We start from the raw sequence: 20,149 nt of genomic DNA on the forward strand, positions 1-20,149 counted from the left end.
CGCCAAAGCCTCATTGTTTCAGCTTCGCTTGCCGCTTACGACGAGCTTCCGGAGCCCAATCAAGGGCGCCCACTCGGAACAAGTAGACAAGGCCTGCCAACAGAATTGCTATGAAAACGAGGGCTTCGACGAATCCGGTCCAGCCGCTTTCGCGGACGGACACAGACCAGGCAAAGAGAAAAAGGGCTTCGATATCGAAGATCACGAACAGCATCGCGACCAGATAGAATTTGGCTGAGAGCCGCAAGCGGGCGCCACCTGTAGGCAGCATGCCGGACTCGAACGGTTCATTCTTGCTGCGGCCCCAGGCTTTTGACCCGAGGAGGCTGGAGACACCGAGCATGAAGGCGCAAAGGCCGACAACACCGAGGAGGAAAATGGCAAAGCCCCAGTTGTGGGCCATGAGTCCTGTCGCTTCGGTCATGCTGGAAATCCTTAACAGAGAGCAAAGGTCTCTGAGCTCGAAAAAGTAACGATGCAGTGACGATATGTCGCACTGCAATCAATCGCGGTGATTTTATGGCTAAACACCGGGCAAGTAAAATTCCTAGGGCGAAATTATTCGATGGAATAAGCACATAGTGCACCTTCTTGGGGCTGTAGCCCTTATGGGGCGGGCATTAGCGGGCATTTAATCAAATGTGTTTTGTTTAACCGGTAACGAAGTTTTTATGAGTCAAATGATAATGAATATTGTTTGCGTGGGGTTTAAGCGAATGTTTCTCGTGTGGCGCGGGAAGTTGCCGTTACTTGGTTGATTGCGGCTTAGTTGCCGATGGGGATCTTTTAACCGATTGGGCTCTGGCAAATACCGCTCTGGATCAATGTTTTGCACAAAAAGTACCCGGCTCGGTCTCTGTGGGAGCCGGGCTTGCCCGCGATGGCGGTGTGTCAGCAAAAGAATGTGGTGACTGGCACGCCGCCATCGTAGGCAAGCCAGCTCCAACATCTGCTCTGCATTGCGTCAGTCAGATTTTTTCACGCAAAAAAACGCCCCGAACCAGTCGGGGCGTGATTGTTGTGCGGCACTGCGGTTAGCTTTTGAACGGTTACGCAGTGGCCGTGTACTCGATACTTAGTGGAACTGCTCTTCTTCGGTCGAACCGGTCAGCGCGGTCACGGACGAGGAGCCGCCCTGGATCACGGTGGTCATGTCGTCGAAGTAGCCGGTGCCCACTTCCTGCTGGTGCGCCACGAAGGTGTAGCCCTTGGCGGCGTCAGCGAACTCTTGCTCCTGCAGCTTCACGTAGGCGGTCATGTCGTTGCGGGCGTAGTCGTGCGCCAGGTTGAACATGCTGTGCCACATGTTGTGAATGCCGGCCAGGGTGATGAACTGGTGCTTGTAGCCCATGGCGGACAGTTCGCGCTGGAACTTGGCGATGGTCGCGTCGTCCAGGTTTTTCTTCCAGTTGAAGGAAGGCGAGCAGTTGTACGACAGCAGTTGGTCCGGGTATTCCTTCTTGATCGCTTCGGCGAAACGACGGGCTTCGTCCAGGTCCGGCTTGGCGGTTTCGCACCAGATCAGATCGGCGTACGGCGCGTAGGCCAGGCCACGGGCGATCGCCTGGTCGAGACCGGCGCGCACTTTGTAGAAACCTTCCTGGGTGCGTTCGCCGGTCACGAATGGCTGGTCGTACGGGTCGCAGTCGGAGGTCAGCAAGTCAGCGGCGTTGGCATCGGTACGCGCCAGGATGATGGTCGGTGTGCCGGCAACGTCAGCGGCCAGGCGGGCAGCGGTCAGCTTCTGTACGGCTTCCTGGGTTGGCACCAGTACCTTGCCGCCCATGTGGCCGCACTTCTTCACCGAAGCCAGTTGGTCTTCGAAGTGCACGCCGGCAGCGCCTGCCTCGATCATGCTCTTCATCAGCTCGTAGGCGTTGAGTACGCCGCCGAAACCGGCTTCAGCGTCAGCCACGATGGGGGCGAAGTAGTCGATGTAGCCTTCGTCGCCCGGACCTTTGCCGGCTTTCCATTGGATCTGGTCGGCACGACGGAACGAGTTGTTGATGCGCTTGACCACGGTTGGAACCGAATCCACCGGGTACAGCGATTGGTCGGGGTACATGGATTCAGCGGAGTTGTTGTCCGCCGCCACTTGCCAGCCGGACAGGTAGATTGCCTGGATACCGGCTTTGACCTGTTGGACTGCCTGGCCACCGGTAAGGGCGCCCATGCAGTTGACGAAATCTTTGTCGGGACGGAAGGAAGGCTTGGCACCTTGGGTGACCAGGTTCCACAGCTTCTCGGCGCCGAGTTTTGCAAAGGTGTGCTCAGGTTGAACCGAGCCACGCAGGCGGACGACGTCAGCAGCGGAATAAGCGCGGGTCACGCCTTTCCAGCGTGGGTTTTCAGCCCAGTCTTTCTCAAGGGCTGCAATTTGCTGTTCGCGTGTCAGTGCCATGGAAGTAAACCTCGTCGCGTCTTCGTGTGGTGGAAAAATCCATTTGCCAGCCCTGCATTCAATGCGTGGGCAGGGCTGCTCGCTGACCAGAAGCTTAGGCGGTCATGTCGGGTCTGGCGGGGAATGCGACGGGATGAACGATTGGCGAGAGGGGGGAGCAGGTAAAGGCAGACCAGGAACAGTCTTCAGGCGTCGTGGGCCCTTAGGTGTTCAGCAGCGTGTAGCCGGGTTACCTGGTTAGCTTCCGTCCCTCGGGACAACTTCGTTCCAGTCGCAACCTCGTCAAACACACCTTGTGGGCGGTACAGACACGAATCGGCTCAGGTGGGTAGCTTAGAGCGGCGATCCGAAGGCCCTTGCCAGGGCCCCTGATTAGCGGGAGCGAGGCCATCATGCCCATGCTTTTTTGGATCGTCAAATGGTTTGTAGTGCTTTTTTTTGAGCACTACATCTTTAGTCTAATACGACTCATCAGTCAGTTTTTGGTGCTTCAGTTCAGGGTGTCGACCTTGACCCGCACCGTTAGGTCGTCGCGGCCCTGAGTAGAGTAGCTGCGGGTTGTAGAGGATTTGTCGGCCTGGGTTTCGCGATTGATGCCAGCCAGGGTAATCCACTCGCCCAACTGCCCGCTGACGGTTGTGTCGGTGCTTTGCACGTTCACTACATCGGGACGTTCCTGGCTCATGCGGTCACGGTTGGTACTGATTGCCAGGTGCACGGTTTCACCGGTGACGCTGGCTGTGACGTAGAAGCCCTGGGTGACGTTGCGGTACTGGGTCTGGTTTTGCAGACGGCCATAGCTGTCTTGCTGGGTGGTAGTGAGCGGTACGCTTTGACCCACCTGGATCAAGGCGGGTACGCCTTCACTGGCCTGGATCTGCTGGATACCGCCGTCGCGGCTGGTGGTGCCGTAGCTGATGATGCGGGTCTGGCTGTCGCCGCTGTTCTGCTGATTGCTTTCGTTGGTGTCGACGGTGATCAGCAAGCGCTTGGCCGGGGTGTCCAGTTGCGAGAGCAGGGCGCGCAAGTCCTGGATCTTGGCGGGGTCGGCCTTAACGATCAGTTGGTTGCCGTAGGCACTGACGGTGCCGTCCTTGCCAATGAAGTTCTGTGCCACAGGCAGTAGGTCGGCGCTGGTGCGGTTGCTCAGGTTGACGACTTCAGTGTCGGCCATGGCCGAGACGCTGGCGGTCAGGAGAAGGGCGGTGAGCAGGGTGCGTAGGGACATGTCCGTGATCTCTGCGAGTCATTTGGGCTTGAGTTTGCCAGTTTGTCGGCCTGGCGTGTAGTGAGCGGGCTTGCCCCGCGCTGGGCTGCGCAGCAGCCCCAATAAAAACGCCGAGTTCTTTCTGGAAGAACTCGGCGTCTGGTTTTAGGGCTGCTGCGCAGCCCAGCGCGGGGCAAGCCCGCTCACTACAAACCAGTGCCCCGGATCAGTCCCCGCGCACCATATCCACATGCGGAATCCCGACTTCAAGAAACTCATCACTGACAATCTTGAAACCCAACCGCTCATAGAACGGCGCCGCATAAACCTGCGCACTCAGAAACTGCCGGGTCTGGCCGCGTTTCTCGGCCTCGCCAATCACCGCTTCCATCAGCTTGTCGCCGACCTTCAGCCCGCGCCAGTCCTTGAGCACCGACACGCGACCAATCTCGCCGCTGGGCAGCAGGCGAGCAGTGCCGATAGGAAAGTCGCCTTCAAATGCAAGAAAGTGCATGGCGCCAGCGTCGTCCGCGTCCCACTCCAGCTCCGGTGGAACCGATTGTTCAGCGATAAACACCGCTTCACGAATGCGCCGAATCTCGTCGATATCCTTTCGCCAGTCCGCGACACGTACGTGAATCTTATTCATCGGCAAATCCCAGGCTGCCTTGCTTGACCAATTCGCACAGCAGGTCGCGACCGTCTTCATCCGCCAGCCATGGGCCGAGGTTTTCAGCATGCAAGGCGTCGGCGGCGCAGATCAGCTTCAACAGCTCGCGCAATTTGCCTGGCAAGTAACGGCTCTGGCCGCTGGCGAACAGCAGCACGTCGTCGTCCACTTCCGACCAGGCCATTCGCGCGCTCGGGTTGCGCACGAGGATCGCGCCGTCTTGCAGGCTGCTGATGAAGTCTTCTTCGCCCACTTCTTCACCGGCCACCAGTTCCGGGTAACGTGGCTCGGTCATGAACTGGCCGAACCAGGTCAGCAGCATGCGCTCGTCGCTCATGTGCTCGGCCAGCAGGCTCTTGAGGCGGTCGAGGGCGTCGCTCTGGATCTGGTGCGGGTCGCTGACGGGTTGGGCGTCGGCGTCGGTGTAACGCTCTTCGTCGGTCAGGTACTGGGCCAGGAAGTCGGTGAAGTGGGTCAGCACTTCAGCAGCGCTTGGCGCGCGGAAGCCGACCGAGTAGGTCATGCAGTCATCTTCGGCAATGCCGAAGTGCGCCAGGCGCGGCGGCAGGTAGAGCATGTCGCCCGGTTCCAGGACCCATTCGGCGCTTTCTTCAAATTCGGCGAGGATACGCAGGTCAGCGTGTTGCAGCAGCGGGCTTTCGGAGCTGCACATCTGGCCGATCTTCCAGTTGCGCTTGCCCTGGGCTTGCAGCAGGAACACATCGTAGTTGTCGAAGTGCGGACCCACGCTGCCACCCGGGGCCGCAAAGCTGATCATCACATCGTCGATGCGCCAGCTCGGCAGAAAGCGGAACTGCTCCAGCAGCTCGGCCACTTCCGGTACGAACTGGTCGACGGCCTGCACCAGCAGGGTCCACTCACGCTCGGGCAGGGTGCTGAAGGCGTCTTCAGCGAACGGGCCGCGACGCAGTTCCCACGGACGCTCGCCGTGTTCGATCACCAGGCGCGATTCGACTTCTTCTTCTAGGGCCAGGCCGGCCAGTTCGTCGGCGTCGATCGGGCTTTCGAAATCAGGAATGGCCTGACGAATCAGCAGCGGTTTTTTCTGCCAATAGTCGCGCAGGAATTCCCGTGCCGTGATGCCGCCCAGAAGTTGAAGAGGGATATCAGGATTCATGTGTAACCTATTGAAAAAATGCACTTTTCAGACTGAAATAAAAACGCCCGGCGCGGCCGGGCGTCTCAAGGGTCTTGCGGTAATCAGATGCGCTTGGCTTGCTCTACAGCGTTGCCGATGTAGTTGGCCGGGGTCAGCAGCTTCAGCTCGGCCTTGGCGGCGGCTGGCATGTCCAGGCCGTCGATGAAAGTTTGCAGTGCTTCGGGGCTGATGCCCTTGCCGCGCGTCAACTCTTTCAGCTTCTCGTAAGGGTTTTCGATGTTGTAGCGGCGCATCACGGTCTGGATTGGCTCGGCCAGGACTTCCCAGCACGCGTCCAGGTCAGCGGCGATCTTCTGCGCGTTGAGCTCAAGCTTGCTGATGCCTTTGAGGCTGGCTTCGTAGGCGATCACGCTGTGAGCGAAGCCCACACCGAGGTTGCGCAGTACGGTGGAGTCGGTCAGGTCGCGCTGCCAGCGGGAGATCGGCAACTTGCTGGCCAGGTGCTGGAACAGGGCGTTGGCGATGCCGAGGTTGCCTTCGGAGTTTTCGAAGTCGATCGGGTTGACCTTGTGCGGCATGGTCGACGAACCGATTTCACCGGCAATGGTGCGCTGCTTGAAGTAGCCCAGGGAGATGTAGCCCCAGATATCGCGATCGAAGTCGATCAGGATGGTGTTGAAGCGCGCAATGGCGTCGAACAGCTCGGCAATGTAGTCGTGCGGTTCGATCTGCGTGGTGTACGGGTTGAAGCCCAGGCCCAGCTCGTCTTCGATGAAGGCGCGGGCGTTGGCTTCCCAGTCGATCTCAGGGTAGGCGGACAAGTGGGCGTTGTAGTTGCCTACGGCGCCATTGATCTTGCCCAGCAGTGGCACGGCTGCGACCTGAGCGATCTGGCGCTCCAGGCGGTACACCACGTTGGCCAGTTCTTTGCCCAAGGTCGTTGGCGATGCCGGCTGGCCGTGGGTGCGCGACAGCATCGGCACATCGGCGAAACGGATAGCCAGTTCGCGGATGGCTTCAGCGGTCTGGCGCATCAGCGGCAGCATGACGTCATCACGGCCTTCGCGCAGCATCAGGGCGTGGGACAGGTTGTTGATGTCCTCGCTGGTGCAGGCAAAGTGGATGAACTCGCTGACCTGGGCCAATTCCGGCAGCTTGGCCGCTTGCTCTTTCAGCAAGTATTCGATGGCTTTGACGTCGTGGTTGGTGGTGCGCTCGATCTCTTTCACACGCTCGGCGTGCTCCAGGGAGAAGTTTTCCGCCAAGGTGTTGAGCACAGCGTTGGCTTGCGCGGAAAACGCCGGCACTTCGCTGATGGCGGGGTGAGCGGCCAGGCGCTGGAGCCAGCGCACTTCAACCAGTACGCGAGCACGGATCAGGCCGTATTCGCTGAAAATAGGGCGCAGGGCCTGGGTTTTGCCGGCGTAGCGGCCGTCAACAGGGGAAACCGCAGTGAGCGAAGAAAGCTGCATGGGGTGTTCTCGGACAGTCGGGCAACGAAATGGGGCGCGTATCATACATGAAAAAATCCGCCGGTCCGTTGCCAACTGACCGGCGTATTACGCGTAACGGCTTGAAAATGAGCGGCTGGTGCGACTTATTCGTTGCGCATCAACGGGTAAAGTTCTTTGAGCAATTTGCGACGGCTGATGACCAACTGCCAACGATGTCCGCCCAACTGGCGCCACAAGCGCGCCGAGCGAATACCGGCCAGAAGCAGGGCGCGGATTTTCGAGGCGTTGTTTGGCTGTTGCAGGTTGCGCATGTCGCCGTGTACCTGGATTCGTTGGCGCAAGGTGCTCAAGGTGTCCTGGTACAGCGCACCGCAGGCGGCAACCACGTTTTCGTGGGCCGGGCCGAAGTGTTCCACTTGGGATTGGATTTGCGGCAGGCGCTTGCCGATGACCTCGAGCATGTCCTCGCGCTTGGCCAGTTGACGCTCAAGGCCGAGCATCGACAGCGCGTAGCGCAACGGCTCGCGCTGCAAGGTGCTGGGGTCGCGCTCAAGGGCGCCGATCAGCGCGCGGTAACCTTCACGCAGCGCGATATCGTCACCCCCGTAGACTTCCAGGGTGTCCTTGGGGTCGCGGATCAGCAGGCTGCCAAGCATGCAGGTCAGTCCGGCTTCGGTGACCTGGCCGGTCTTGGCGATCTTGTCCACCAACACCGCAGCAAGGAAAACCCCGCCCAGCGCGGTCAATTGCTCCTGGGTCGGGCTCATGCGGGGTTGCTCCAGGCTTCGGCCACTTCAATCACGCCGCCGCCCAGGCAGATTTCGCCGTCATAGAACACCACGGACTGGCCAGGGGTGACTGCGCGCTGCGGGTCATCGAACGTCGCACGATAGCCGGTGGCGGTTTTTTCCAGGGTGCAGGGCTGATCGCCCTGGCGATAGCGCACTTTGGCGGTCAGGCGACGCGGGCTGCTCAGGTCGATCGGGTTGACCCAATAGATCTCGGAAGCCAGCAGGGCGCCGGAGAACAGCAATGGATGTTCGTTGCCCTGGCCAACAATCAGCACGTTGTGTTCCAGGTCCTTGACCAGCACGTACCACGGCTCTTCACCGGCGTCTTTCAAGCCGCCAATGCCCAAGCCCTGGCGCTGGCCGATGGTGTGGTACATCAGGCCATGGTGACGGCCGATGACGTCGCCTTCGGTGGTTTTGATTTCACCCGGTTGCGCCGGCAGGTATTGCTTGAGGAAGTCGCTGAAGCGGCGCTCGCCGATAAAGCAGATCCCGGTCGAATCCTTCTTTTTGGCGGTGGCCAGGCCGTGTTTCTCGGCGATCCTGCGTACTTCGGGCTTTTCCAGCTCACCCACCGGGAACAGGGTCTTGGCGATCTGTTCACCGCCAACGGCGTGCAGGAAGTAGCTCTGGTCCTTGTTCGGGTCCAGGCCCTTGAGCAGTTCGGTGCGGCCCTCGATGTCGCGGCGGCGCACGTAGTGGCCAGTGGCGATCAGATCGGCGTCGAGCGTCATCGCGTAGTCGAGGAACGCCTTGAACTTGATTTCACGGTTACACAGGATGTCTGGGTTCGGCGTGCGGCCGGCCTTGTATTCGGCCAGGAAGTGCTCGAACACGTTGTCCCAGTATTCGGCGGCAAAGTTGGCGGTGTGCAGCTTGATACCGATCTTGTCGCACACGGCCTGGGCGTCCGCCAGGTCGTCCATGGCGGTGCAATATTCCGTTCCATCGTCTTCTTCCCAGTTCTTCATGAACAGGCCTTCCACCTCATAACCCTGCTCCATGAGCAGAACGGCGGAAACGGAAGAATCCACGCCGCCGGACATGCCGACGATGACGCGCTTCTTTTGGGTGTCAGAAGGGGCTGGATCACGCATAGGTTTCAACGGGTGTCTTGAAAAAGGACGCGATTCTATCAGGCCCGAGCCTTCAAGGCTAAAGAGAAGGGCGGATCAATTCGAGACTGTGGCGCTGGCCGGCCAGATAATCGTCGATACAGCGGATGATCAGCTCGCTGCGCCAGCTGTCGCGCAGGGCCATCAGCTCGTCACGGGTCAGCCAGCGGGCGCGGATGATGCCTTCGTCGAGTTGATAGTCCGGGTGGTGTTTCAGGGCTTTGGCGGTAAAGCAGACTCGCTGGTAGGTCACGCCATTGCTGGGGGCGGTGTACAGGTAGATGCCGACGAGGCTGGTGGCTTCGACGTCCCAGCCGGTTTCTTCAAGGGTTTCGCGTACGGCGGCCTCGATCAGGGTTTCATGCGGGTCGAGGTGGCCGGCGGGTTGGTTGAGTACGGCGCGGCCGCCCTTGAGTTCTTCGACCATCAGGAAGCGGCCGTTGTCTTCGACGAGGGTAGCGACGGTGATGTGGGGTTGCCAGGTCATGGGAGTTCTCGATGAATCAGAGGGGCAAACGCGCATCATACAGGGGCGCCCGCCGAGCGCCCCTGTCGTTTACTTCGCGGCCTTGGTGATGGCGTCGAAGGCGACCATGTCGTCAATGACTTCACCGCCGGTGGCTTTGGTTTGCGCTTGCCACACGACGATCACCACTTTTTTGCTAGGGTTGATGTAGATGAACTGGCCGAAAATGCCTGCAGCCGTGAAGGCTTTGTCGGCCTTGGAGGCGTCGGTCCATGCGGGCCACCACATGGAGGCAAAATCACCGTACGCGGGGTCGGTGCCGGTGGTGGCGCTGGCAAAGCTCATCCAGTCCTTGGGCAACACTTGCTTGTCGCCGGCCTTGCCGCCGCTGAGTACGAATTGTCCGAACCGCCCGTAATCTTCCAGCGTTGCGCTGATGCCGCTACCGCCCACTTCATTGCCGTTAGGGCCATCGAGCCACCAGTTGGCGTCGGTTTGCATGCCGTACGGCGCCCAGATCTTCTCACTCAGGTACTGCGCCAGCGGCTTGCCCACTGCGGCGCTGACCAGTTGTCCCAAGACTTGGGTTTCGCCGGTGCTGTAGTTGGTTCGGGTCCCAGGAGGCGCGGCGCTGGGCAGGCTGGCCATGAATTTGAGCGCGGAGCCGGGTACTTGCTCGGTTTGCAGCTTGAGCATCATGCGGCGGTCTGATGTGGGGTCAGCATACTTTTCGCTCCATTTGACCCCGGAGCGCATCGCCAGGACCTGACGTACCGTGGCCTGGTCATAACCGCTGCCAGCCAGTGCGGGCAGGTAGCGGGTCACTTTGTCATCAAGGCTTTTGATCGAGCCATCCTGCAGTGCAGCGCCGACGAGGGTCGAGGTAATCGATTTGGCCACTGACATCGACATCCAGCGGGTAGCCGGTGTGTTGCCTTTTTCGTAGCGTTCAGTAACGACTTGACCGTCCTTGATCACTAGCAGGCCTGTTACCCGGTTCAGGGTGACATAGTCATCGAGGCTGTAGCGTTTGCCTTCGTAGTCGAATGTGACCGGGCCCAGTGGTTGGCTGCTGCGCGGCAGTGGAAGCGGGTGGCCGCCGGCTGGAATGGTGCGCACCGGGAATAAGCGGTCGATGTTGCGAAAGGTGCTGACAGCTGCGTCGGGGCTTAGTTTGCCGTCGTACATCGTCTGCACGTCGCCAATCGGCTCCTGTGCGTGGGGATAGGGCGGCGAATGGGTTGCGCAGGCGGTCAGCAGTGCGATCGCTGAAGCCCAGGCCAGCGCTTGGAAGTGAGCTCTTTGCATGGAAACTTCCCTATGTATGGTTTTCTGAATGGCTTGAGCCAAAACCCAAAGCAAGTCCTGCGCCCATTCTCCAAAAAAAACGCAAAAAAAATCCGGGACCCTTTCGGGTTCCGGATTTTCCTGCTGTGTGAAGATCAGCCCGCAATCGTCACATCAGCGACACCGTGAAGCATCACACCAGCGCAGCAATCGCCGCATTGAGCGTGTTGCTCGGACGCATGGCCTTGCTGGTCAGCTCTGGGCTCGGCGCGTAGTAGCCGCCGATGTCCACTGGCTTGCCCTGTACGGCGTTGAGTTCGGCAACGATGGTTGCTTCGTTCGCGGTCAGGGTTTTTGCCAATTCGCCAAACTGCGCTTGCAGTGCAGTGTCTTCGGTCTGAGCGGCCAGGGCTTGAGCCCAGTACAGCGCCAGGTAGAAGTGGCTGCCGCGGTTGTCGATGTTGCCGACTTTGCGCGATGGCGACTTGTTGTTGTCGAGGAACTGGCCGGTGGCCTGGTCCAGGGTCTTGGACAGTACCAGGGCTTTCGGGTTGTTGTACGTCACACCCAAATGCTCAAGGGAGGCGGCCAGGGCCAGGAACTCGCCCAGGGAGTCCCAACGCAGGAAGTTCTCTTCGACCAGTTGCTGCACGTGTTTCGGAGCCGAACCGCCAGCGCCGGTTTCGAACAGGCCACCGCCGTTCATCAGCGGCACGATGGACAGCATCTTGGCGCTGGTGCCCAGTTCCATGATCGGGAACAGGTCGGTCAGGTAGTCACGCAGCACGTTACCCGTCACCGAGATGGTGTCCAGGCCCTTGCGGGTGCGCTCCAGGGTGAACTTCATCGCGTCGACGGGCGACATGATGCGGATGTCCAGGCCTTCGGTGTTGTGGTCTTTCAGGTAAGCCTGAACTTTCTCGACCACGACACCATCGTGTGCACGCTGTGGGTCCAGCCAGAAAATGGCCGGGGTGTTGCTGGCGCGGGCACGGTTGACGGCCAGTTTGACCCAGTCCTGGATCGGCGCGTCTTTGGTCTGGCACATGCGGAAGATGTCGCCGGCTTCGACTTTCTGTTCCATCAGCAGGCTGCCCTTGCTGTCGGTGACGCGGACTACGCCGTCAGCCTTGATCTGGAACGTCTTGTCGTGGGAGCCGTACTCTTCGGCTTTCTTGGCCATCAGGCCAACGTTTGGCACGCTGCCCATGGTGGTTGGGTCGAACGCGCCATTGGCCTTGCAGTCTTCGATGACGGCTTGGTAAATGGTGGCGTAGCAGCGATCCGGAATCACAGCCTTGGTGTCGTGCAGCTGGCCGTCGGTGCCCCACATTTTGCCGGAGTCACGGATCATGGCAGGCATCGAGGCGTCGACGATGACGTCGCTCGGCACGTGCAGGTTGGTGATGCCTTTGTCGGAGTTGACCATCGCCAGGGCAGGGCGAGCGGCGTAGACCGTCTGGATGTCAGCTTCGATCTGCGCTTGCTGGTCAGCCGGCAGGGCCTTGATGCGTGCGTACAGGTCGCCGATGCCGTTGTTCAGGTTGAAGCCGATCTGCTCCAGCACGGTCGCGTGCTTGGCCAGGGCGTCTTTATAGAACTCGGCAACGATCTGGCCGAACATGATCGGGTCGGAGACCTTCATCATGGTGGCTTTCAGGTGAACCGACAGCAGCACGCCTTGTTTCTTGGCGTCCTCGATTTCAGCGGCGATGAACGAACGCAGGGCTTTTTTGCTCAGTACGGCGGTGTCGATGATTTCGCCAGCCTGTACCGAGGTTTTTTCCTTCAGGACGGTCGCAGTGCCGTCTTGAGCGATCAGCTCGATCTTGACGGCATCAGCGCCTTCGATCTGTACGGCTTTTTCGCTGCCGTAGAAGTCGCCACTGTTCATGTGCGCAATGTGCGACTTGGAGTCGGCAGCCCAGGCGCCCATTTTGTGCGGGTGCTTGCGTGCATAGTTCTTGACCGACAGCGGTGCGCGGCGGTCGGAGTTGCCTTCGCGCAGTACCGGGTTCACGGCGCTGCCCTTGACCTTGTCGTAACGTGCGCGGGTTTCTTTTTCCGCGTCGGTAGTTACGGTTTCCGGGTAGTCCGGCAGGGCGTAGCCCTGGGCTTGCAGTTCCTTGATCGCGGCTTGCAGCTGCGGGGTCGAGGCGCTGATGTTAGGCAGCTTGATGATGTTGGCTTCAGGCGTAACGGCCAGGTCGCCCAGTTCGGCGAGGTGGTCCGGGATAGCCTTTGCGCCCAGTTGCTCGGGGAAGCTTGCGAGGATACGCGCGGCGAGGGAGATGTCGCGGGTTTCCACGGCAATATCAGCGGAAGCGGTGAAGGCCTCTACGATAGGCAGCAGTGAATAGGTGGCGAGTGCCGGGGCTTCGTCGGTGAAGGTATAGATGATCTTCGAGCGGGTGGGCATATTCGGATTAACTCTCTTCTTTGCTGAAAGCGTGCGCAGAAACTTCGAGATGCGCCGGGTGGAGCGCGTTCGTTCAAAGTCATCCATGAGCGAAATGTCGAGGTTTCTTCGCGGTGATGTTGGGTTGCATCAGTCGAGCGTCAAGCGGGTGGACTATTGTAATAGTCCTGCTTTGCGAGCCGAGGGCATCTGTTCTAGAGCGGTCGGCTATCGTGACTCTTTGGTCAGCGGCGGCATTATACATAGGTCGCTATGCTTACGCCGAGCCTTCATACAAAAGGTGTGTCGTCCATTGGTCTAAAGGTCGCAGGTGTCGGGTTACGCCTAAAGTCGCACGATGTGCTCAAGATTGGCGCTTTTCCCTTTGCTTTCAGGCTTGTAGGCGACAATTTATGCTGTTTTCGGGACAAATGAGCATGGCGCGAGGTTTCAGTCGCCATTTATCTGGAGTAGGCTCGAACGCAGCCAGATGTTCAATCCATAGATGGAGTTCAGCATGGGATACAAGAAGATTCAGGTTCCGGCAGTCGGCGACAAAATCACCGTCAATGCAGACCATTCTCTCAATGTTCCTGACCAACCGATCATCCCTTACATCGAGGGTGACGGTATCGGCGTCGACATCAGCCCGGTGATGATCAAGGTGGTCGACGCAGCTGTTGAAAAGGCTTACGGCGGCAAGCGCAAGATCTCGTGGATGGAGGTTTACGCCGGTGAGAAGGCGACCCAGGTCTACGATCAGGATACCTGGCTACCCCAGGAAACCCTGGATGCGGTCAAGGATTACGTGGTGTCCATCAAGGGGCCGCTGACCACGCCGGTGGGTGGCGGCATCCGTTCGCTGAACGTGGCCCTGCGTCAGCAGCTCGACCTTTACGTGTGCCTGCGCCCGGTGCGCTGGTTCGAAGGCGTGCCCAGCCCGGTCAAGAAGCCAGGCGATGTGGACATGACCATCTTCCGTGAAAACTCCGAAGACATTTACGCCGGGATCGAATGGAAGGCCGGTTCGCCCGAAGCGATCAAGGTGATCAAGTTCCTGAAGGAAGAAATGGGTGTGACCAAGATCCGTTTCGACCAGGATTGCGGGATTGGCATCAAGCCGGTGTCGCTGGAGGGCACCAAGCGCCTGGCGCGCAAGGCCCTGCAATATGTGGTGGATAATGACCGCGATTCGCTGACTATCGTGCACAAAGGCAACATCATGAAGTTCACCGAAGGGGCCTTCAAGGAGTGGGCCTACGAAGTGGCGGCGGAAGAGTTCGGCGCGACGCTGCTCGATGGTGGGCCGTGGATGCAGTTCAAGAGCCCGAAGACCGGCAAGAATGTAGTGGTCAAGGATGCGATTGCCGACGCGATGCTCCAGCAAATCCTGCTTCGTCCGGCTGAGTATGACGTGATCGCCACCCTCAACCTGAACGGTGACTACCTGTCTGATGCCCTGGCCGCGGAAGTGGGCGGTATCGGTATCGCGCCGGGGGCCAACTTGTCCGACACTGTGGCGATGTTCGAGGCAACCCATGGTACTGCGCCTAAATATGCAGGCAAGGACCAGGTCAACCCAGGTTCGTTGATTCTGTCGGCAGAGATGATGTTGCGCCACATGGGCTGGACCGAGGCGGCGGATTTGATCATCAAGGGCACCAACGGTGCGATTTCGGCCAAGACCGTGACTTATGACTTCCATCGCTTGATGGAGGGCGCCAAGTTGCTGTCTTCGTCGGCCTTCGGCGATGCGTTGATTTCGCATATGTAAGACAGAAACACAAAAAGCCAGCCACCCTCGTGAATCGGAGTGGCTGGCTTTTTTATGGAAGTTTGCTCAGTGGCTGATCAGGCCAGTTGCGTTTTTGGTTTTTGAGCTGGTTCTGTTTTAACGGTGCCGATGCAGATTGATGCTTTGATTTTCACAGCGTGCTTGCCTTTGGGGCCTTGAATAATCTCAAAATCGACGCCCTGGCCCGCTTTCAGGGTTTTGTATCCTTCCATGTCGATCGCTGAGTAATGCGCAAAAAGGTCTTCATCCTTGCCTTCTTCAATGATGAAGCCGAACCCCTTGGCATTGTTGAACCACTTGACCTTACCAGTTGCCATACCCATATCCCTCTGCACCAGACTCCATCACTGGAGTATCATCCAGTTTATCCGTCCTAACCCGAATAAATAAGGTTGACTGCGCGGACCTTTTTTACCCACTGTGGGTTCTATTGGTTGTAACACCGATTTGCCGATAGTCAAGGCGACCCGTTGGTCAGAGTTGAAATTCTGACAGGTCGCCCCCACCACTGTATTTGAACCACTGACGAACCTTTCTTTCCATGCATGCAAACAGCCAGATTCGACTAACATTCAATCAGGATCGACCGGATCAGGAACATGATGACGACGGTTCTGCAGGCATTGCTGTTCAAGAGGCCAAGCCTGCTTTACAGGCGCCGCCGATGTACAAGGTGGTTTTGTTCAATGATGACTACACACCGATGGATTTCGTCGTCGAAGTGCTCGAGGTGTTTTTTAACCTGAACCGCGAGTTGGCGACCAAGGTAATGCTGGCCGTTCACACAGAAGGACGGGCAGTATGTGGAGTGTTTACCCGCGACATCGCCGAGACAAAGGCCATGCAGGTCAACCAGTACGCCAGGGAAAGCCAGCATCCGCTACTCTGTGAAATCGAGAAGGACGGTTAACGCCGACCACTTGGGTATGAGGTGAAGCTATGTTAAACCGCGAGCTCGAAGTCACCCTCAATCTTGCCTTCAAGGAGGCCCGTTCGAAGCGTCATGAATTCATGACCGTCGAGCACCTGCTGCTGGCACTTTTGGATAACGAAGCTGCCGCCACCGTTCTGCGTGCGTGCGGCGCTAACCTCGACAAACTCAAGCATGACCTGCAGGAGTTTATCGACTCCACGACGCCACTTATTCCCGTCCACGATGAAGACCGTGAAACCCAGCCAACCCTGGGCTTCCAGCGGGTGCTTCAGCGTGCTGTTTTCCACGTGCAGAGCTCCGGTAAGCGTGAAGTCACGGGCGCCAATGTGCTTGTGGCCATTTTCAGCGAGCAGGAAAGCCAGGCAGTGTTCCTGCTGAAACAGCAGAGCGTTGCCCGTATCGATGTCGTCAACTACATCGCCCACGGTATCTCCAAGGTGCCTGGGCACGGCGATCATTCCGAGGGTGAGCAGGAGATGCAGGACGACGAGGGGGGTGAGTCTTCTTCTTCGGGCAATCCACTGGATGCCTATGCCAGCAACCTCAATGAACTGGCGCGCCAGGGGCGGATCGATCCGCTGGTGGGGCGTGAGCTTGAAGTTGAGCGCGTCGCGCAGATCCTTGCGCGTCGTCGCAAGAACAACCCGTTGCTGGTAGGGGAGGCGGGCGTGGGTAAAACCGCGATCGCCGAAGGCCTGGCCAAGCGCATCGTGGATAACCAGGTGCCGGACCTGCTGGCCAACAGCGTCGTCTACTCCCTTGATCTCGGCGCTTTGCTCGCCGGGACCAAGTACCGGGGCGATTTCGAGAAGCGCTTCAAGGCGTTGCTCGGCGAGCTGAAAAAACGCCCGCAGGCCATCCTGTTCATCGACGAGATCCACACGATCATTGGTGCCGGTGCGGCCTCCGGTGGGGTGATGGACGCCTCCAACCTGCTCAAGCCGTTGTTGTCCTCGGGTGATATCCGTTGCATCGGCTCGACCACGTTCCAGGAATTTCGCGGCATCTTCGAGAAAGACCGTGCCTTGGCGCGTCGCTTCCAGAAAGTCGATGTGTCCGAGCCTTCAGTGGAAGACACCATCGGCATCCTGCGCGGGCTCAAGGGGCGCTTCGAAGCGCACCACGGTATCGAGTACACCGATGAAGCCTTACGTGCGGCGGCTGAGCTGGCGTCGCGCTACATCAATGACCGGCACATGCCTGACAAGGCCATCGATGTGATTGACGAGGCGGGTGCTTACCAGCGCCTGCAGCCGGTCGAGAAACGCGTAAAACGCATTGACGTGCCTCAAGTCGAGGATATCGTGGCGAAGATTGCGCGGATTCCACCTAAACACGTCAACAGTTCTGATAAGGAACTGCTGCGTAACCTGGAGCGCGACCTCAAGCTCACCGTATTTGGCCAGGACGCGGCCATCGACGCGCTGTCCACTGCGATCAAGCTGTCGCGTGCGGGCCTCAAGTCGCCGGACAAGCCTGTCGGTTCGTTCCTGTTCGCAGGCCCGACCGGCGTCGGCAAGACCGAAGCGGCGCGGCAGTTGGCCAAGGCCATGGGGATCGAGCTGGTGCGCTTCGACATGTCCGAATACATGGAGCGGCACACCGTGTCGCGCCTGATCGGTGCGCCTCCTGGCTATGTCGGTTTCGACCAGGGCGGCCTGTTGACCGAGGCGATCACCAAGCAGCCGCATTGCGTGTTGCTGCTCGATGAAATCGAGAAGGCCCACCCGGAAGTCTTCAACCTGCTGTTGCAGGTGATGGACCACGGGACCCTGACCGACAACAACGGGCGCAAAGCGGACTTCCGCAACGTGATCGTGATCATGACCACCAACGCCGGTGCCGAAACGGCCGCGCGCGCTTCGATTGGCTTCAGTCATCAAGATCACTCTTCTGATGCCATGGAAGTGATCAAGAAGAGCTTTACGCCTGAGTTCCGCAACCGCCTGGATACCATTATCCAATTTGGTCGCCTCAGCCATGAGGTCATCAAAAGTGTGGTGGACAAGTTCCTCACCGAGCTCCAGGCGCAGTTGGAAGACAAGCGCGTGCAACTGGAGGTTTCGGAAGCGGCGCGCAGCTGGATCGCCGAAGGCGGCTACGATGCGGCAATGGGCGCACGCCCGATGGCGCGTCTGATCCAGGACAAGATCAAGCGGCCGCTGGCCGAAGAGATCCTGTTTGGCGAGCTTTCCGACCATGGTGGCGTGGTGCACATCGATCTGAAGGACGGCGAGCTGACCTTTGACTTCGAAACCACGGCTGAAATGGCCTGATAGCTGACTGCAACAAAGCAAAAGGCGCCGAAAGGCGCCTTTTTGCTGTCTCTGATTGTGCAATGCAGTCTTCAGGTCAATAAAGACCAAATGTGGGAGCTGGCTTAACCAGTATCTGTTAAATCGCACACACACAAAAACGCCCGGCATAACCGGGCGTTTTGTATTGACTTGCTTAGCGAGCGCGGTAAGTGATGCGCCCTTTGCTCAAGTCATAGGGCGTCAGCTCGACGCGCACTTTGTCGCCGGTAAGAATACGAATGTAGTTCTTGCGCATCTTGCCGGAGATATGCGCGGTTACGACGTGCCCATTTTCCAACTCCACACGAAACATGGTGTTGGGCAGGGTGTCGACGACAGTGCCTTCCATTTCGAAGCTGTCTTCTTTCGACATGCAGTAAAGCCCTCGGTATCCAGTGAATGGCCCGGTGCAACTGCGCCAGGCAAAAGCGGCGTGCATTGTGCCCGAAAAAGGGTGTTTAAGCCAAGGGGTTCTAGTTAAGTGTGACCCATCTTTGATTAATCAGCAGTTCAATCGGTCGATATTGGGTCTTGTAATTCATCTTTTTGCAGTTCTTGATCCAGTAGCCGAGGTACACCGCCTCCAGTTCCTGGCGCAGCGCTTCGCCAATTTGCCAGAGGATCGCGAAGCGTCCCAGGCTACGGCGTTCTTCCGCAGGCTCATAAAAGGTATAGACCGCTGAAAGCCCGTTTGGCAGCAAATCGGTCACGGCGACGGCCACCAGGCGGCCGTCCGCACGAAACTCGTAGAAGCGTGAGAAGGGCAGGTCGCGCACCAGGAACGTGGAAAACTGGTCGCGACTGGGCGGGAACATATCGCCGTCGGCGTGGCGTTGCTCGATATAACGCTGGTACAGGTCGAAGTATTCTTCGGTAAAGCGCGGCTTGGCAGGCATCACCGTCAGGTCGGCGTTGCGCTTGAGGATGCGTTTCTGGTTACGGTCCGGCAGAAACTGCGCCACAGGGATACGTGCCGGCACGCAGGCATTACAGTTCTGGCAATGCGGCCGGTACAAATGATCGCCACTGCGCCGAAAGCCCATTTCCGAGAGATCGGCATACACATGCACGTCCATCGGCTGGCTGGGGTCGAGGAACAGTGTGGTGGCCTGCTCGTCGGGCAGGTAGCTGCAAGAGTGGGGTTGAGTGGCATAAAACTTCAAACGCGCCAACTCGGTCATGATCAACCCTCGGATAAGCTTTGAAATAAGTGTAAGCCAGGAGTGCGCAAGTCGCTTAAGAAACCCACGGTCCGGCGTTGGGCTGGTCCAGATGGTCGCGCAGGAAACCTGCGAAGTCGCTGCGGGATAGGGCGCGGGCACCCAGGCTGTGCAGGTGGTCGTTGGGCATCTGGCAGTCGATCAGCACGAAACCCCAGGCCTGCAATTGGCGGGTCAACGTGGCGAAGCCGAATTTCGAAGCGTTGTCGGCGCGGCTGAACATCGATTCGCCGAAAAACAATTGGCCCATTGCCAGGCCATACAGGCCGCCCACCAGTTCCCCGTCGTCCCAGACCTCTACCGAATGGGCGTAGCCGCGCTGGTGCAGTTCCAGGTAGGCGCTCTGTATGCTTTCAGTGATCCAGGTGCCATCGGCATAGACGCGCGGTGCGGCGCAGGCCTGGATGACCGCAGCGAAGTCCTGGTCGAAGGTGACACTGTAGCGCTGCTGGCGCAACAGTTTGCCCAGGCTGCGAGACACATGCAGTTCGTCGGGGAATATGACGGTGCGTGGGTCAGGCGACCACCAGAGGATCGGCTGGCCCTCCGAGAACCAAGGGAAGCAGCCATGACGGTAGGCTTGCACCAGCCGTTCGGCCGAGAGGTCGCCACCGGCCGCGAGCAGGCCATTGGGCTCGCGCATGGCCTTGGCCAGCGGGGGGAAGGTCAGTGAATCGCGTTGTAACCAGGTCAGCATGGCATCCAGGCTTACGGAAGGGGAGGGGAGTGACAGGTGTGACACCTGCTTGCGCAGTGCTGATTATTGTCGACCTGGCGCCATCGGGCCAGCCCGAATCGGCCTTTCAGGCGTATTAGCGTGAGCAGGTGTTTCTGCAACTCTGTGTCGGGGACGCGGTCGTAATCGGGTCGGTTCGATGCAGGCCATTTGCCAAGCTGGCCTGGATTGATAAAAACAGCTCATAAGCCTTTGTCAGCAAAGACAATGCATGCTCAAATTGAACATGTTGTGAGACGCGATTGGCTAGGCTGCCGG

At 58.9% G+C, this 20,149-nt stretch carries 18 protein-coding genes; 3 read left to right on the forward strand and 15 right to left on the reverse strand.

All coding sequences use genetic code 11. The annotated features are described in order from the left end of the window. Positions 1 to 10 precede the first annotated feature (10 nt). The 11 genes from AB4O35_RS17680 to AB4O35_RS17730 all read right to left on the reverse strand — a co-directional run bounded on the left by AB4O35_RS17680 (position 11) and on the right by AB4O35_RS17730 (position 12,930). Entirely contained in the window at positions 11 to 424 is a 414-nt protein-coding gene (locus AB4O35_RS17680; RefSeq protein ID WP_003219575.1) for an NADH-quinone oxidoreductase subunit A, read from the reverse strand. 651 nt (positions 425 to 1,075) lie between these two features. Next, positions 1,076 to 2,401 carry an isocitrate lyase gene (aceA, locus tag AB4O35_RS17685; protein WP_065872064.1) on the reverse strand — a complete coding sequence of 442 codons (1,326 nt, stop codon included), beginning with the start codon at positions 2,399 to 2,401 and terminating at the stop codon, positions 1,076 to 1,078. A gap of 490 nt (positions 2,402 to 2,891) precedes the next feature. Continuing rightward, positions 2,892 to 3,629 carry a secretin N-terminal domain-containing protein gene (locus AB4O35_RS17690; protein WP_065881881.1) on the reverse strand — a complete coding sequence of 246 codons (738 nt, stop codon included), beginning with the start codon at positions 3,627 to 3,629 and terminating at the stop codon, positions 2,892 to 2,894. Positions 3,630 to 3,834: 205 nt separating this feature from the next. Further along, positions 3,835 to 4,257: a GNAT family N-acetyltransferase gene (locus AB4O35_RS17695; RefSeq protein WP_049712672.1), complete on the reverse strand. Its 423-nt coding sequence runs from the start codon at positions 4,255 to 4,257 to the stop codon at positions 3,835 to 3,837. Beyond that, positions 4,250 to 5,416 (reverse strand): ribosomal protein uL16 3-hydroxylase, encoded by a 1,167-nt coding sequence (locus tag AB4O35_RS17700; RefSeq protein ID WP_049712673.1) that lies wholly within the window; start codon positions 5,414 to 5,416, stop codon positions 4,250 to 4,252. The genes AB4O35_RS17695 and AB4O35_RS17700 overlap by 8 nt, the downstream gene beginning before the upstream one ends. Positions 5,417 to 5,499: 83 nt before the next feature. After that, the gene (gene purB, locus AB4O35_RS17705) at positions 5,500 to 6,870 is read right to left on the reverse strand and encodes an adenylosuccinate lyase (RefSeq protein ID WP_065872066.1); all 1,371 of its coding nucleotides are present in this window, start codon (positions 6,868 to 6,870) and stop codon (positions 5,500 to 5,502) included. Positions 6,871 to 6,995: 125 nt separating this feature from the next. Continuing rightward, complete coding sequence (hflD, locus tag AB4O35_RS17710; RefSeq protein WP_065872067.1) at positions 6,996 to 7,619, reverse strand: high frequency lysogenization protein HflD; 624 nt, start codon at positions 7,617 to 7,619, stop codon at positions 6,996 to 6,998. Further along, positions 7,616 to 8,740, reverse strand: coding sequence for a tRNA 2-thiouridine(34) synthase MnmA (gene mnmA / locus AB4O35_RS17715; protein WP_065946318.1), 1,125 nt, complete (start codon positions 8,738 to 8,740; stop codon positions 7,616 to 7,618). The genes hflD and mnmA overlap by 4 nt, the downstream gene beginning before the upstream one ends. Before the next feature lie 58 nt (positions 8,741 to 8,798). Next, complete coding sequence (locus AB4O35_RS17720) at positions 8,799 to 9,245, reverse strand: NUDIX hydrolase (protein ID WP_065890767.1); 447 nt, start codon at positions 9,243 to 9,245, stop codon at positions 8,799 to 8,801. 69 nt (positions 9,246 to 9,314) lie between these two features. Then, entirely contained in the window at positions 9,315 to 10,532 is a 1,218-nt protein-coding gene (locus AB4O35_RS17725; protein WP_065881888.1) for a serine hydrolase domain-containing protein, read from the reverse strand. 172 nt (positions 10,533 to 10,704) lie between these two features. Continuing rightward, a complete protein-coding gene (locus AB4O35_RS17730) occupies positions 10,705 to 12,930 on the reverse strand; it encodes an NADP-dependent isocitrate dehydrogenase (RefSeq protein WP_065910998.1) in 2,226 nt (741 codons plus the stop codon). Between the two features lie 496 nt (positions 12,931 to 13,426). On the opposite strand from AB4O35_RS17730, the gene icd reads away from it, so the two are divergent. After that, entirely contained in the window at positions 13,427 to 14,683 is a 1,257-nt protein-coding gene (gene icd / locus AB4O35_RS17735; protein WP_065890769.1) for an NADP-dependent isocitrate dehydrogenase, read from the forward strand. Positions 14,684 to 14,760: 77 nt separating this feature from the next. On the opposite strand, the gene cspD is transcribed toward icd, so the two are convergent. Then, the gene (cspD, locus tag AB4O35_RS17740; protein ID WP_065872072.1) at positions 14,761 to 15,027 is read right to left on the reverse strand and encodes a cold shock domain-containing protein CspD; all 267 of its coding nucleotides are present in this window, start codon (positions 15,025 to 15,027) and stop codon (positions 14,761 to 14,763) included. Positions 15,028 to 15,245: 218 nt separating this feature from the next. Between cspD and clpS the strand changes: the two genes are divergently transcribed. Together clpS and clpA are read left to right on the forward strand one after the other, a co-directional pair. Beyond that, positions 15,246 to 15,614: an ATP-dependent Clp protease adapter ClpS gene (gene clpS, locus AB4O35_RS17745; protein WP_005789091.1), complete on the forward strand. Its 369-nt coding sequence runs from the start codon at positions 15,246 to 15,248 to the stop codon at positions 15,612 to 15,614. Positions 15,615 to 15,643: 29 nt separating this feature from the next. After that, positions 15,644 to 17,914 carry an ATP-dependent Clp protease ATP-binding subunit ClpA gene (clpA, locus tag AB4O35_RS17750; protein ID WP_049712679.1) on the forward strand — a complete coding sequence of 757 codons (2,271 nt, stop codon included), beginning with the start codon at positions 15,644 to 15,646 and terminating at the stop codon, positions 17,912 to 17,914. A gap of 175 nt (positions 17,915 to 18,089) precedes the next feature. Here the strand turns inward: clpA and infA are convergent, their stop codons facing one another. The 3 genes from infA to aat form a co-directional block, all read right to left on the reverse strand. After that, a complete protein-coding gene (gene infA / locus AB4O35_RS17755) occupies positions 18,090 to 18,308 on the reverse strand; it encodes a translation initiation factor IF-1 (protein WP_002553999.1) in 219 nt (72 codons plus the stop codon). Positions 18,309 to 18,408: 100 nt separating this feature from the next. Next, a complete protein-coding gene (locus AB4O35_RS17760; RefSeq protein ID WP_065881890.1) occupies positions 18,409 to 19,116 on the reverse strand; it encodes an arginyltransferase in 708 nt (235 codons plus the stop codon). 55 nt (positions 19,117 to 19,171) lie between these two features. Continuing rightward, positions 19,172 to 19,852, reverse strand: coding sequence for a leucyl/phenylalanyl-tRNA--protein transferase (gene aat, locus AB4O35_RS17765; protein WP_065946317.1), 681 nt, complete (start codon positions 19,850 to 19,852; stop codon positions 19,172 to 19,174). Positions 19,853 to 20,149: the final 297 nt, after the last annotated feature.

It is taken from the genome of Pseudomonas sp. H1_A03, from assembly GCF_054685145.1.

Bases quoted from the DNA above. Each gene is read 5' to 3' on its own strand.
- AB4O35_RS17730 (WP_065910998.1), bottom strand. From the start codon at position 12,930: ATGCCCACCCGCTCGAAGATCATCTATACCTTCACCGACGAAGCCCCG.
- AB4O35_RS17680 (WP_003219575.1), bottom strand. From the start codon at position 424: ATGACCGAAGCGACAGGACTCATGGCCCACAACTGGGGCTTTGCCATT.
- AB4O35_RS17725 (WP_065881888.1), bottom strand. From the start codon at position 10,532: ATGCAAAGAGCTCACTTCCAAGCGCTGGCCTGGGCTTCAGCGATCGCA.
- AB4O35_RS17720 (WP_065890767.1), bottom strand. From the start codon at position 9,245: ATGACCTGGCAACCCCACATCACCGTCGCTACCCTCGTCGAAGACAAC.
- icd (WP_065890769.1), top strand. From the start codon at position 13,427: ATGGGATACAAGAAGATTCAGGTTCCGGCAGTCGGCGACAAAATCACC.
- clpS (WP_005789091.1), top strand. From the start codon at position 15,246: ATGCATGCAAACAGCCAGATTCGACTAACATTCAATCAGGATCGACCG.
- infA (WP_002553999.1), bottom strand. From the start codon at position 18,308: ATGTCGAAAGAAGACAGCTTCGAAATGGAAGGCACTGTCGTCGACACC.
- clpA (WP_049712679.1), top strand. From the start codon at position 15,644: ATGTTAAACCGCGAGCTCGAAGTCACCCTCAATCTTGCCTTCAAGGAG.
- aat (WP_065946317.1), bottom strand. From the start codon at position 19,852: ATGCTGACCTGGTTACAACGCGATTCACTGACCTTCCCCCCGCTGGCC.
- hflD (WP_065872067.1), bottom strand. From the start codon at position 7,619: ATGAGCCCGACCCAGGAGCAATTGACCGCGCTGGGCGGGGTTTTCCTT.
- mnmA (WP_065946318.1), bottom strand. From the start codon at position 8,740: ATGCGTGATCCAGCCCCTTCTGACACCCAAAAGAAGCGCGTCATCGTC.
- AB4O35_RS17695 (WP_049712672.1), bottom strand. From the start codon at position 4,257: ATGAATAAGATTCACGTACGTGTCGCGGACTGGCGAAAGGATATCGAC.
- AB4O35_RS17700 (WP_049712673.1), bottom strand. From the start codon at position 5,416: ATGAATCCTGATATCCCTCTTCAACTTCTGGGCGGCATCACGGCACGG.
- cspD (WP_065872072.1), bottom strand. From the start codon at position 15,027: ATGGGTATGGCAACTGGTAAGGTCAAGTGGTTCAACAATGCCAAGGGG.
- aceA (WP_065872064.1), bottom strand. From the start codon at position 2,401: ATGGCACTGACACGCGAACAGCAAATTGCAGCCCTTGAGAAAGACTGG.
- AB4O35_RS17690 (WP_065881881.1), bottom strand. From the start codon at position 3,629: ATGTCCCTACGCACCCTGCTCACCGCCCTTCTCCTGACCGCCAGCGTC.
- AB4O35_RS17760 (WP_065881890.1), bottom strand. From the start codon at position 19,116: ATGACCGAGTTGGCGCGTTTGAAGTTTTATGCCACTCAACCCCACTCT.
- purB (WP_065872066.1), bottom strand. From the start codon at position 6,870: ATGCAGCTTTCTTCGCTCACTGCGGTTTCCCCTGTTGACGGCCGCTAC.